This is a genomic window from Rhodanobacter sp. FW101-FHT13A11 (genome assembly GCF_058790335.1).
Map to the genome: position 1 here is coordinate 110026 of NZ_JBYTCN010000007.1, position 12538 is coordinate 122563.

General features: G+C 69.3%; 13 protein-coding genes. 6 read left to right on the top strand and 7 right to left on the bottom strand.

All coding sequences use genetic code 11. From position 1 onward, the window contains the following. Window positions 1-6 precede the first annotated feature (6 nt). From AC3WRN_RS09805 to bla, 6 genes are all read left to right on the top strand, one after another. Window positions 7-1029 carry an MraY family glycosyltransferase gene (locus AC3WRN_RS09805; RefSeq protein WP_492622867.1) on the top strand — a complete coding sequence of 341 codons (1023 nt, stop codon included), beginning with the start codon at window positions 7-9 and terminating at the stop codon, window positions 1027-1029. Next, window positions 1016-2914, top strand: coding sequence for a polysaccharide biosynthesis protein (locus AC3WRN_RS09810; protein WP_492622822.1), 1899 nt, complete (start codon window positions 1016-1018; stop codon window positions 2912-2914). Before AC3WRN_RS09805 ends, AC3WRN_RS09810 begins: the two co-directional genes overlap by 14 nt. After that, complete coding sequence (galU, locus tag AC3WRN_RS09815) at window positions 2911-3801, top strand: UTP--glucose-1-phosphate uridylyltransferase GalU (RefSeq protein WP_492622823.1); 891 nt, start codon at window positions 2911-2913, stop codon at window positions 3799-3801. Before AC3WRN_RS09810 ends, galU begins: the two co-directional genes overlap by 4 nt. A 109-nt stretch (window positions 3802-3910) precedes the next feature. Further along, complete coding sequence (locus AC3WRN_RS09820; RefSeq protein WP_492622824.1) at window positions 3911-5194, top strand: NAD(P)/FAD-dependent oxidoreductase; 1284 nt, start codon at window positions 3911-3913, stop codon at window positions 5192-5194. Further along, the gene (locus AC3WRN_RS09825; protein ID WP_068090357.1) at window positions 5191-5538 is read left to right on the top strand and encodes a tRNA-binding protein; all 348 of its coding nucleotides are present in this window, start codon (window positions 5191-5193) and stop codon (window positions 5536-5538) included. Before AC3WRN_RS09820 ends, AC3WRN_RS09825 begins: the two co-directional genes overlap by 4 nt. 98 nt (window positions 5539-5636) lie before the next feature. Further along, window positions 5637-6515 carry a subclass B3 metallo-beta-lactamase gene (gene bla, locus AC3WRN_RS09830; RefSeq protein ID WP_492622825.1) on the top strand — a complete coding sequence of 293 codons (879 nt, stop codon included), beginning with the start codon at window positions 5637-5639 and terminating at the stop codon, window positions 6513-6515. 24 nt (window positions 6516-6539) lie between these two features. Here the strand turns inward: bla and AC3WRN_RS09835 are convergent, their stop codons facing one another. The 7 genes from AC3WRN_RS09835 to AC3WRN_RS09865 form a co-directional block, all read right to left on the bottom strand. Next, the gene (locus AC3WRN_RS09835) at window positions 6540-7460 is read right to left on the bottom strand and encodes an MBL fold metallo-hydrolase (protein WP_492622826.1); all 921 of its coding nucleotides are present in this window, start codon (window positions 7458-7460) and stop codon (window positions 6540-6542) included. A gap of 76 nt (window positions 7461-7536) precedes the next feature. Beyond that, window positions 7537-8175, bottom strand: coding sequence for a DNA-3-methyladenine glycosylase family protein (locus tag AC3WRN_RS09840; RefSeq protein ID WP_492622827.1), 639 nt, complete (start codon window positions 8173-8175; stop codon window positions 7537-7539). After that, window positions 8176-8826, bottom strand: a complete 651-nt coding sequence (alkB, locus tag AC3WRN_RS09845; protein WP_492622828.1) for a DNA oxidative demethylase AlkB — start codon at window positions 8824-8826, stop codon at window positions 8176-8178. Beyond that, a complete protein-coding gene (locus tag AC3WRN_RS09850; RefSeq protein WP_492622829.1) occupies window positions 8823-9554 on the bottom strand; it encodes a 2OG-Fe(II) oxygenase in 732 nt (243 codons plus the stop codon). Before AC3WRN_RS09850 ends, alkB begins: the two co-directional genes overlap by 4 nt. Further along, complete coding sequence (gene ada, locus AC3WRN_RS09855) at window positions 9551-10630, bottom strand: bifunctional DNA-binding transcriptional regulator/O6-methylguanine-DNA methyltransferase Ada (RefSeq protein ID WP_492622830.1); 1080 nt, start codon at window positions 10628-10630, stop codon at window positions 9551-9553. The genes AC3WRN_RS09850 and ada overlap by 4 nt, the downstream gene beginning before the upstream one ends. A 93-nt stretch (window positions 10631-10723) precedes the next feature. After that, on the bottom strand, window positions 10724-11725 hold the full coding sequence (locus tag AC3WRN_RS09860; protein ID WP_492622868.1) for an NAD(P)H-quinone oxidoreductase: 1002 nt from the start codon (window positions 11723-11725) through the stop codon (window positions 10724-10726). Between the two features lie 81 nt (window positions 11726-11806). Beyond that, entirely contained in the window at window positions 11807-12499 is a 693-nt protein-coding gene (locus AC3WRN_RS09865) for an alpha/beta hydrolase (RefSeq protein WP_492622831.1), read from the bottom strand. Window positions 12500-12538 lie beyond the last annotated feature (39 nt).

Genomic DNA, 12538 nt, shown 5'->3' on the forward strand with positions numbered 1-12538 from the left:
ATGAGCATGTACACGACCATCGGATGGTTGCTGGCCGGCTTCTCGATCACCGTGCTGCTGGTGCGCGGCGCGGTCGTCTACGCGCGCCGGCGCGGCATGCTCGACCAGCCCGGACAGCGGCGCTCGCACCGCCTGCCGACTCCCCGCGGCGGCGGCATCGGCATCGTCGTGGCGATGCTGATCTGCCTGCCGGGCGTGCTGTGGAGTCTGCCGGCGGCGTGGCCGGGAAACGTGATCGCGGGCCTGTGCGGCGCACTTCTGCTGGTGGCGCTGGCCGGTTGGTGGGACGACCACCGCTCGCTGCCGGCGTTGCCGCGGCTGGCTGCCCAGTTGCTGGGCGTCGGCCTGTTTTCGTCGACCCTGCTGGCAACCGGCCTGACGTGGTGGTGGTTGCCGCTGCTGCTGCTCGGTGGCGCCTGGAGCGTCAACCTGCACAACTTCATGGACGGCATCGACGGCCTGCTGGCGCAGCAGGCGATCTTCGTCGGCGCCGGCCTTGGCCTGCTGGCATGGTCCGCGGCCCAGCCGGCGCTGGCGCTGGCGGCGGCGCTGCTGGCGGCTGCCGCGCTGGGCTTCTGGTGCTTCAACCGGCCGCCGGCGCGGATCTTCATGGGCGACGTCGGCAGCGGCAGCCTCGGCTTGCTGGTCTTCGCCTTCAGCGCGATGTTGTGGCGGGTGGAGCATGCCTTGCTGTGGCCGGCGCTGATCCTGTCCTCGGCCTTCGTGGCGGACGCCAGCCTGACCTTGCTGACACGCATCCGCCACGGGCGGCGCTGGTACACTGCACACCGCGAACACCTGTACCAGTGGCTGGTGCGTCGCGGGGGAACGCATGCCGGCGCAGGGACGGCCTATCTGGGCTGGAACCTGCTGATCGCCGCACCACTGGCGTGGTTGGCACGGAGTCATCTGCACATGGCGCTGCCGATTACCATAGCGGTCTATCTCGGCGCGACGGCCGCATGGCTGTCGCTGAAACGTCGCTGCCTGCGACGCCACCAGCCCAAGGGGCGTCATGTCGCTGCGTAGATTCGTCGGTTTCATCCATCCGCGCATCGCCGTCGTGTTGCACGACCTGGTGATGACGGCGCTTGCCTGGTGGATCGCCAAGATGCTGCGCTATGCGCTGAAGCCGGACGAGGTCGTCCACTTCAGCGCGCTCGGATTCCCCATCGTGTTGCTGGTGCAGGGCATGGTCTTCCGCTGGACCGGGCTGTACCGCAGCGTCTGGCGCTTCGCCAGCCTGCCGGACCTCTGGAACATCGTGCGTGCCGTGGCGATCGGTACGCTGCTCATCGGGGTGGCGTTGTTCCTGTACAACCGCCTCGAAGGCGTGCCGCGTTCGGTGCTGGTGCTTTATCCGGTGCTGCTCGCGACCCTGCTCGGTGTCCCCCGGCTGGCTTATCGCTATTGGAAGGACAGCCGCAACGACCTGCTGCACAACCAGTCCGCGAAGCGGGTGTTGATCGTGGGGGCGGATCGGGCCGGCGAAGTGCTTTCGCGCGACCTGCGCCGCGACAGCCGCTACGCCGTGGTCGGTTTCGTCGACGACGAGCCCGGGTTGCGTGGCGCCATCATCAATGGGCACCCGGTACTGGGACGTTTCGACCAGTTGCCCGAAGTGGCCCGCGAGGCCGCCGTCGACATGTTGCTGATCGCCTTGCCCGGGGCCACGACGGCCGAGATGCGCCGCGTGGTTGCGCTGTGCGATACCACCGATTTGCCGTACCGTACCGTGCCCCGGCTGGAGGACGTGGTTGCCGGCCGCGCCCAGTTCAACCAGATCAAGGAGGTGGCGATCGAGGACCTGCTCGGCCGCGACACGGTGGAACTGGACTGGACGGCGATCCGCGATACCCTGAGCGGGCGCCGCGTGCTGGTCACCGGCGGCGGCGGCTCGATCGGCTCGGAGCTGTGCCGCCAGGTTGCCCGCCTGGGCGCGCAATCGCTCGCTGTGGTGGAGCAGAGCGAATACAACCTGTACCGGATCGGCCAGGAACTGCGCGCGGATTTTCCCGAGATGGTCTTCGACGGCATCCTGGCCAACTGCGGCGACCAGACCGCGATGGAAAAGGCGTTCGCGGACGTGCGGCCGCAGGTGGTGTTCCATGCCGCCGCCTACAAGCACGTGCCGATGCTGCAGGGGCAACTGCGCGCGGCGTTCCGCAACAACGTGCTGGGCACTCGCACGGTGGCCGATGCGGCATGCGCGAGCGGGGTCGAATGCTTCGTGCTGATCTCCACCGACAAGGCGGTCAACCCGACCAGCGTGATGGGCGCTTGCAAGCGCGTTGCCGAGATCTATTGCCAGAATCTCGATGCACACACCGATACGCGCTTCATGACGGTACGTTTCGGCAACGTGCTGGATTCGGCCGGCTCGGTGGTGCCGCTGTTCCGCCGGCAGATCCGCGAGGGCGGCCCGGTCACCGTGACCCACCCGGAGATCTCGCGTTACTTCATGACGATCCCCGAGGCGTGCCAGCTGATCCTGCAGACCGCCAGCATCGGCAAGGGTGGCGAGATCTACGCGCTGGACATGGGCGAACCGGTGAAGATCCGCGACCTTGCCGAGCAGATGATCCGCCTCGCCGGCAAGAAGCCGGGCAGCGAGATCCCGATCGTCTACACCGGCCTGCGCTCCGGCGAGAAGCTGTTCGAGGAGCTGTTCCATCCGCTGGAAAACTACAGCGCCACCGTCCACGCCAAGATCTTCCTGGCGCAGCACCGCGAGGTGTCGTGGGAGCTGCTGCGGGCACTGCTGTCCAAGGCCGCCGAGGCGGTCGACGATTTCAACGAAGAAGAGCTTCGCCGCTGCGTGTCCAGTCTGCTGCCGTCGTTCCGCTGGAGCGAGTCGGCGCAACCGGACAACGTGGTGTCGATCCGCCGCGCCAATCCGGAGATCAATGAGTGAGCAAGCCCCTGCGCAAAGTGGTGTTTCCCGTGGCCGGGCTCGGCACGCGCTTCCTGCCGGCGACCAAGGTGGTCGCCAAGGAAATGCTGCCGGTCCTCGACAAGCCGCTGATCCAGTATGCCGTCGACGAGGCGGTCGATGCCGGTGCCGATACCCTGGTCTTCGTCACCAACCGCTACAAGCACGCGATCGCCGACTATTTCGACAAGGCCTACGAGCTGGAATCGAAGCTGCACGAGAAGGGCAAGGATGAACTGCTGGCGCTGGTGCAAGGCACCCTGCCGCGTCACGTGCGGGCGATCTTCGTGACCCAGCCGGAGGCGCTCGGCCTGGGCCATGCCGTGCTGTGCGCCAAGCCGGTGGTCGGCGACGAGCCGTTTGGCGTGGTGCTACCCGATGACCTGATCTGGAACGGCCAGATGGGAGCAGGTGCCGGCAAGGGCGCGCTGCGGCAGATGGCCGAACTGGCCGATGCGCAGCAGGCCGGCGTGATCGCCGTCGAGGAAGTGCCGCACAACGAGACCGACAAGTACGGCATCGTCGACGCCACGCCGGTCGACGACCGCAGCGCGCTGATCCGCAGCATGGTGGAAAAGCCCAGGCCGGCCGACGCACCGTCGAACCTGGCCGTGGTGGGCCGCTACGTGCTGCCGGGGCGCATCTTCCAGCTGCTGGAGCGGACCACGCCGGGCGCCGGCGGCGAGATCCAGCTCACCGATGCGATCGACGCGTTGCTGAAGGAACGGGGCAAGGTGCTGGCCTACCGCTTCGAAGGCATCCGTTTCGACTGTGGCAACAAGGCCGGCCTGGTGCGCGCCACCATGCACATGGCGCTGCAGGACCCGAAGCTCGCGCCCACCGTGCGCGCATTCCTCGGGCAGCTTTGAATCCGCCGCGGCTCATGCCGGCCCGCCGCATGAGCCGCGTGCCGCCGGCGTTCCCGTTCGAGGCCCGTGCCTGCCCGACCCGGGGCATCGAACTGGCCACCGTCGTCACATGAAACCGTCCATCTCCTACTACCGCGCCACGGCCACGCCATATGCCGCCTACGCCCCGCTGCAGGGCGACGCGCACGCACGCGTCGCGGTGATCGGCGGCGGCTTTGCCGGGTTGAACACGGCCCTGGGGCTGGCCGAGCGCGGCGTGCGCGAGGTGGTGCTGCTGGAGCGCGAACAGGTCGGCTTCGGTGCGTCCGGCCGCAACGGCGGCTTCGTCTTTGCCGGCTATTCGCTGGGCGAGCAGTCGTTGCTCGACCAGTTGGGCGAGGCACGCGCACGGGCATTGTTCAAGCTCACCACCGAGGCGGTCGGGCGGATCCGCCGGCGCATTGCCGATTACGCGATCGCCTGCGACATGGTCGACGAAGGCGTGATCTGGGCCAACTGGTTCCGCGACCCCGCCGTGCTGCGCCAGCGCCAGCAGTTGCTGGCCGAGCATTACGGCGCTTCCTGGCAGTGGCTGCCGGAGACCGAGCTGCGCGCACTCGTCCGCAGCGAGCGTTACCACGATGGCCTGTACGAACGCGACGCGCTGCACCTGCATCCGCTCAACTACGCGATCGGCCTGGCCGCGGCGGCGGCGGGGCAGGGCGTGCGCATCCATGAGCAAAGCGGCGTGCGCAGCCTCTCCCGCGAGGGCCTGCAGTGGCGCGTGCGCACCGCGCAGGGCGAACTGCTGGCCGACCAGGTGGTGCTGGCCTGCGGCGGCTACCTGGCCGGCCTGCGCAAGCCGGTCGACCGGGCGATCCTGCCGATCGCCACCTACGTGATGGTCACCGAGCCGCTCGGCCGGCGCCTGGACGAGTGCCTGCATACGCGCGCGGCGATCTACGACAGCCGCTTCGCGTTCGACTACTATCGCGCGCTGCCAGATACGCGACTGCTGTGGGGTGGGCGCATCTCGGTGCTCAACCGATCGCCGCGCGCGGTGCGGCAGCTGCTGATGAAGGACCTGCGGCGGGTGTTTCCGCAGCTGGCCGGCGTGCAGGTCGACCATGCCTGGTCAGGGCTGATGAGCTATGCGCGCCACCAGATGCCGCAGATCGGCGGCGACGGCAACGGCCTGTGGTGGGCCCAGGCCTTCGGCGGGCACGGCCTGGCGCCGACCTGCGCCGCCGGCGAGCTGCTGGCGGCCGCCATCGCGCAGGGCGATGACGGCTGGAAACAGTTTGCCGGTTACGGTCTGGACAATACCCACCGGCCTTTCGGTTATCTTGCCGCGCAGGCCACGTACTGGTGGCAGCAGGGTCGCGATTGTCTGAAGACGAGGCTGGAAGGATGAGCGAGGCGAACCACCCCGAGATCAGCTGGGCCGATTTCGAAAAGGTATGGATCGTCGCCGGCACGGTGACGAAGGTCGAGGCATTCCCCGAGGCGCGCAAGCCGGCCTGGAAGGTATGGGTGGACTTCGGCCCCTACGGCGAGAAGAAGACCAGCGCGCAGATCGCCGCGCTGTACCGCGCGGAGGATCTCGTCGGGCGGCAGATCGTGGGCGTGATCAATTTCCCGGAAAAGCAGATCGGCCCGTTCCGCTCGCAGTTCCTGCTCACCGGCTTTCCCACCGACGAGGGCGTGGTGGTCACCGCGATCGAGCGCCCGGTGCCGAACGGTACCCGGCTGGCCTGAGCCGGTCGCATGTTGCCCGCGGTTCGCCTGCAACGCGCCAGCGCGGATCCGCTTTCGCCGGCCACCATGCGGGCTTCGTCCCCGCCGTGGAGCCCCGCATGAACCTGACCGTCCGTACGCTGTGGATCGGCACCGGCCTGTTGCTGGCCGGTTGGGCGCACGCGCACGAGGCGAGCTGGAGCCGGCCGCGGCAGCCCTTCCGCATCTACGGCAACAGCTGGTACGTGGGCACGCAGGGATTGAGCGCGATCCTGATCACTTCGCCGCAAGGCCACGTGCTGATCGACGGCACGCTGGAAGGCAATGCGGCGCAGATCGAGGCGAACATCCGCGCGCTCGGTTTTCGCCTGCGCGACATCAAGTGGATTCTCAACTCGCATGCCCATGCCGACCATGCTGGAGCGATCGCCAGGCTGGCGCGCGACAGCGGCGCCACCGTGGCGGCGAGCGCGGCGGGGGCGAAGGCGCTGCGCCTGGGCGGCAACGACCCGGACGATCCGCAATTCGGCATGGCGCCGCGCTATCCGGCGGTCACGCCGGTCGAGGTGGTCGCCGACGACGCTGCCGTGCAGGTGGGGTCGATCGCGGTAGTGGCGCACTACACGCCCGGCCATACCCCGGGCAGCACCTCGTGGACCTGGCGCTCCTGCGAAGGAGGGCGTTGCCTGACGCTCGCCTACGTCGACAGCCTCACCGCGCTCGGCCGCGACGGCTTCCGTTACCGCGACGAGCCGGCCCGGGTCGCCGGCTTCCGCCAGTCCTTTGCAACGGTTGCCGGCTTGCCCTGCGACATCCTGATCACGCCGCATCCGGAAGCCAGCGGCTTCATGCAGAAGATCGCCACGCGCGATCGCGAGCGTGCGCCCGATGCCCTGATCGACGCCGGTGCCTGTCGTGCCTATGCCGCGGCGGCGGAGCCGCGCTTCGAGGAACGCCTGGCGAAGGAACTGCAGGGCGCGCGGCACGCCGGCAAGTGAGGCAGAACCGGCCCGCCTGGTGGATCAGCGGTCCAGCCACACCTCCAGCCCCTGCGCATTCAGCTCGATGTCCATGCCCAGCAGCTGGCGCAGCGCGTCGCGACCCTGGCGCCAGCCATGGGCTTCGGCGCGCGCGGCATAGAGATCGGTGAGCGACTCCATCAGCGTGACGTGCCGGTCCGGCTTGCCGTGGGCGGCGTGGGCCAGCACGACCATCGCGTCGATCTGCGCGTGCAGGTCGGCGGCCAGCCGTTCCACCTGCTCGACCCGGCCATAGTGGGTGAGGTACATCGCGGCGGGCTTCAGGGCGACCAGCCGCTCGATGGACGCATGCAACGCATCCGGATCGAACTGCACCGGTGACGTGGTCGGCAGGATGAACGGGCCGTTCGCGGTGTCGAAATCCCGATACGACAGGCCGAACACGTCGCCGGTGAAACACGCGTTGGCGCGTTCGTCGTACACGGTGAGGTGGTGCTTCGCGTGGCCAGGCGTATCGATACAGTGCAGCGGCCGGCCGGCCAGCTCCACCGCGTGCCCGTCCGGTGCCTCGACGACGCGGTCGGCGGGGATCGGGCGCAGCCGGCCGTAGGTCTGCTCCATCACCGCCTCGCCGTACACCGCGCTGGCGCCGGCCCACAGCACGGACGGATCGATCATGTGGCGCGCACCGCGCGGATGCACCACCAGCTTCGCGTTCGGCAACCGCGCGATCAGTTCGCCGGCACCGCCGGCGTGGTCCAGGTGCACGTGGGTGAGGATCAGCCAGTCCACCGCGGCGGCGGAAATTCCGGCTTCGTCCAGTGCCGCCAGCATGCGCGGCACGGCGAAGTTCGTGCCGCAGTCGATGAAGGCGCCGCGGCCGCTCTCGACCACCAGGTAGGCCGCGTCGAACTGCGGCCGCACGAAGCCAGTGTCGATGGTGTGGATGCCGTGGGTTGCCATGGTCAGCTTCTCGATCGGTTGATCCGTCGAGGTTAGCAAGCCGGTCCGACCGAGGCACTTGCACCTTGGTCGGGCGTCAGCCTTTCATCCTGGCGGCCTTCGGCGGCCGCGGCACGCGCCACAGGTACCAGGCGGCGGCGGTGCGATGCGGGCTCCAGGCGACGCCGATCGCCGCCAGCGCCTTCGGCGTGGGCGCCGTTTCCAGCGACTTCAGCAAGCGGTAGCCCTCGCGCACGCCGAAGTCGTCCACGGGCAGGATGTCGGGCCGGTCGAGGCTGTAGATCAGGAACATTTCCACGGTCCAGCGGCCGATGCCTTTCAATGCAACGAGCCGGGCGATCATTTCCTCATCGGGCAAGGTCAGGGCCGTGGCCAGGTCCGGTACCACGCCACCCAGCGTGGCTGTGGCGATGCCGCGGATCGTCTCGGTCTTGCGCGCCGAAAACCCGCATCCGCGCATCGCGTCGATCGCGGTATCGAGCAATTGCTCCGGTGAAGGAAACGCCTGCCGCGGGTACAGCGTCAGCAGCCGCGCCAGGATCGCGTCGCCGGCCTTCACGTGCAGCTGCTGGTAGGCCACCGCGCGTACCAGTGCCTCGTACGGCTCGCGTGCCGGTTTCGGTTCGTGCCCGCAGGGGCCGACCTGCGCGACCAGGCGCGCCCAGTCGGCGTCGATCGCGGCCAGGAAGGTGGATGCATCGACGCTGCGCTTCATCTAGCCGGCCCGGCGGAAGGTGAGGTTGATGCGGCAGTCGCCCAGCATGGCGTGATGGTTCGGCTTCAGCGGCAGCACGCCGTGGTAGCGCAGCCGCGCCGGGCCGCCCCATACCGCCACGTCGCCATGCGCCAGCGGCACGCGCTGCGGGCGATCGGAACGCTGCAAGCCGCCAAACAGGAACACCGCCGGAATGCCCAGCGAGACCGACACGATCGGCTGGCCCAGGTCGCGTTCGTCGCGATCCTGGTGCAGGCTCAGCCGGGTGCCCGCTTCGTAGCGGTTGACCAGGCAGGCATCCGGCACGAAGCCGGCGAAACCGGCGTGCGCCGCGGCAGTAGCCGCCAGGTGCAGGAAGACCCGTGGCATCGGTGGCCATGGTCTGCCGCTGTCCGGATCGATCGGGTCGTAGCGGTAACCGCGGCGGTCGCTGACCCAGCCCAGCGATCCCGCATTGGTCATCGCCACCGACATGCGGAAACCGCCGGGCGTGGCCAGGTGGCGGAACGGCGCCTGCGCCACGATCGCGTCGAGCGCCTGCAGCAACGCCGCCTCATCCGTCAGCGCAAACCCGCGCAGCACCATCGCGCCCTCGCCCAGGGGTTCATCCCGGCGGACAGGAGCGGCAGCGAACAGGTCGGTGGTGATCATGTGGCGTCGTGGAAGATGATGCCAAGCGTGTGGCGATGGCCGCTGCGCACGCGGCTGACGCCGTGGCGCATGGTCACCCGGTAGCTGCCGCGCGCGCCCTGCACCGGCCGCTGGTGCACCGCGAACACCGCTGCGTCGCCCTGGTGCAGCGGCACCACTTCGGCGCGCGACTGCATGCGCGGGCGCTGCTCGGTCAGCACGAATTCGCCGCCGCCGAAATCGCGTCCCGGCTCGGACAGCAGGATCGCCAACTGCAACGGAAACACGTGCTCGCCGTACAGGTCCTGGTGCAGGCAGTTGTAGTCGCCTGCGCCGTACTGCAGCAGCAACGGGGTAGGGCGCCGCTGGCCGGCGGCGTGACAGCGGTCGATGAATTCGGCGTGGGTGGTGGGGTAGCGCGCGGGCAGCCCCATCGACGCGTTCCAGCGGTTGGCGACGGGCGCCAGCCGCGGGTAGACCGCACTGCGCAGCGCGGCCACCAGCTCCGGCAGCGGATAGCTGAAATAGCGGTATTCGCCGCGGCCGAAGCCATGGCGGCTCATCACCACGCGGCTGCGGAAGCCCTTGTCGTCGGCGTACATGGCGGCCAGCGCCGCGCACTCCTGCGGCGACAGCAGGGCCTCCAGCACCGCGCAACCGTGTGCGTCGAGTTCATCGGCGATGCCGGCCCAGTCGTACACCGGCAGCCGTGCATCGGCTTCGGGGGCAGGGCGCAGCTGCGCATTCATGCTTGCGCCTCGCGGTCCAGCAGCGCGCGCTTGCGCTGCACGCCCCAGCGGTAGCCGGACAAACCGCCATCGTTGCGCACCACGCGGTGACAAGGGATCGCCACCGCCAGCAGGTTGCTGGCACAAGCCTGCGCCACCGCCCGCGTCGCCGTGGGCGAGCCGATGCGCCGCGCGATCTCGCTGTAGCTGGCGGTGCTGCCGGCCGGAATCTCGCGCAGCGCCTGCCACACGCGCTGCTGGAAGGCGGTGCCGCGTACGTCCAGCGGCAGGTCCAGGCCGATTGCGGGAGCCTCGATGAAACCGACCACCTGCGCCACCAACTGCTCGTAGTCGCGGTCGCCACCGATCAGCCTGGCCTTCGGGAAGCGATCCTGCAGCTCGCGAGCCAGCGCATCCGGGTCGTCGCCGAGCAGGATAGCGCACACGCCGCGTTCGCTCTGCGCGACCAGAATCGCGCCCAGCGAGCATTCGCCGATGGCGAAGCGGATCTCGCTGTCGGCGCCGCCGGCGCGATAGCTGGAGGGCGTCATGCCCAGCACCTGGTTGGCGGTTTCGTAGAAGCGGCTGCTGGCGTTGTAGCCGGCGTCGAAGATCGCTGCGGTCACCGAAGCGCCGCGCTCCAGCTCGTTGCGCACGCGACGGCTGCGATGCGCCGTAGCGTACTGCTTCGGGGTCACGCCGGTGACGGCCTTGAACACGCGGTGGAAGTGGAACGGGCTGAGCCCAGTCGGTCGTGCCAGCTGCTCCAGCGTGGGCGTCGTCTCGGCCTGCGCGATCGCGCGGCAGGCGGTGGTGACCAGCGCCGCATGCTGCTCCGCCAGCGACGGCTGGTCAGGCTTGCAGCGCTTGCACGGGCGAAAGCCGGCGCGTTCCGCCTCGGCGGCGGTGGCGTGGAACGCCACGTTCTCGGGCCGGGCCGGGCGCGCCACGCAGGATGGGCGGCAGTACACGCCGGTGGTTTTCACCGAATAGAAGAAGCTGCCGTCAGCACGCATGTCGCGCGCCTGCACCGCGGCCCAGCGCGGGTCGGCAACGGTGGTGGCAGCAAGCACGGTCTGTTTGTCGGAGGTTTTCATGACTGTTCCTTCCCGAAGATTATCTCGTGCAGCCAATCTACGGATCGGTCGGCCCCGCCACACCCCGGGTCTTGCGGTCGAATTCGAGCCGGCTCACCACGCCAGCACGAGCTTGCCGATATGCGCACTGCCCTCCATCAGCGCGTGCGCCCGTGCCGCTTCGGCCGCGGGAAAGACCTGATGGATCACCGGCCGCACCGTGCCTGCTTCGAGCAGTGGCCAGACCTTTTCATGCAGCTGGCGGGCCAGCGCCCCCTTGAACGCCACGTCGCGCGCACGCAAGGTGGAACCGGTGAGGGTGAGCCGGCGACGCATGATCGTGCCGGCGTCGATGGCCGCCTTGCTGCCGCCCAGCGTGGCGATGAAGACCAGCCGGCCGCCTTCGGCCAGCGCTTCGATCTCGCGCGGGATGTAGTCGCCTGCGACCATGTCCAGGATCACGTCCATGCCGCGCGCCCCCGTCGCCTGTTTCACCACGGCGACGAAATCCTCTCTGTGGTAGTCGATCGCGCGCTCTGCGCCCAGCCGCTCACACGCGGCGCATTTCTCCGCATTGCCGGCGGTGGCGAACACGCGATGGCCGAACGCGTGAGCGAGCTGGATCGCGGTGACCCCGATGCCGCTGGAACCGCCCTGTACCAGCAAGGTTTCCCCGGCGCCGCCTTCGCCGCGGCCAAGCTGGCCGCGCTCGAACACGTTGCTCCATACAGTGAAATGGTTCTCCGGCAGTGCCGCCGCCTCGACCATCGAGAATCCCGCCGGCACCGGCAGGCACTGCGGCAGCGGCGCCACCGCGTATTCGGCATAGCCGCCGCCGGCGAGCAGGGCGCACACCGCATCGCCCGGCTCGAAGCCGAACGGGTTGCCGCCGGTGAAGTCGCCTTCCACCAGGATGCCGGCCACCTCCAGCCCGGGCAGGTCGGAGGCGCCCGGCGGTGGCGCGTAGTTGCCCTGGCGCTGGAATACGTCCGGCCGGTTGACTCCGGCCGCGGCTACCTTGATCAGCACCTCGCCCGGGCCCGGCTGCGGGACCGGCCGTTCGGTCAGCCGCAACACCTGCGGGCCGCCCGGCCGGACGATCTCGACGGCTTGCATGGTGGGCATGGGCGCGCTCCGCGGCGGCGTGTCGATGCCGTCAACACTAGCGGCGATACGCGCGAAATCAAGCGTATCGGCTCAGCAGTCGCCGGCCTTCAGCCAGGCGAGGAAGTCGGCCTGCATCTCGGCGCTCAGGCCGTGGTCGATCGGGTAGATCCGGGTCTCGTGCGGCACCTGCAGCGCATCCAGCCATTGATCGGCGCGCTGTGCCCAGCTCACCGGCAGCTTGCTGTCGTGGGCGCCATGGGCGATGAAGGCGCGCAGGCCGGCCAGTTGCGTCCGGTCGGCCAGCTGCGGTTCCAGCTCGGGCAGGATGCGGCCGGACAGCACGGCGAACCCGGCCACGCTGTGCGGTGCGGTCAGCCCCACGCTGGCGCTGAGGATGCCGCCCTGGCTGAAGCCGGCGATCACCGTATGGCGCGGTTCGATGCGCCAGGCTGCCTGCAGTTGCCCGATCAGGCGGATCAGCGCGAGCCGGCTCTGCTCCGCTTCGGCGGCATCGATGCTGGGGCCGTCGGCGGTGAACGCCACGCGGAACCAGCCGTACTGTCCCGGCGCGAAAGCCAGCGGGCCGCGGGGCAGCACCACCAGCATATCGGGATCGGCCGCGTCGGCCAGCGGGGCGAGGTTGCCCTCGTTGCCGCCGACCCCGTGCAACAGCAGCAACAACGCCTTCGGGGCGGCCGGCCGCGGTTCGCGCAGGCGGAAGGAGAGGCCCGAGGCAGGATCGTCCTGCAGCGGGCCGAGCGGGGAGGGTGACGGAATGGACATGGCGAACTCTCGTGGCGTGGCTCGATGGAAGCGGCGGCC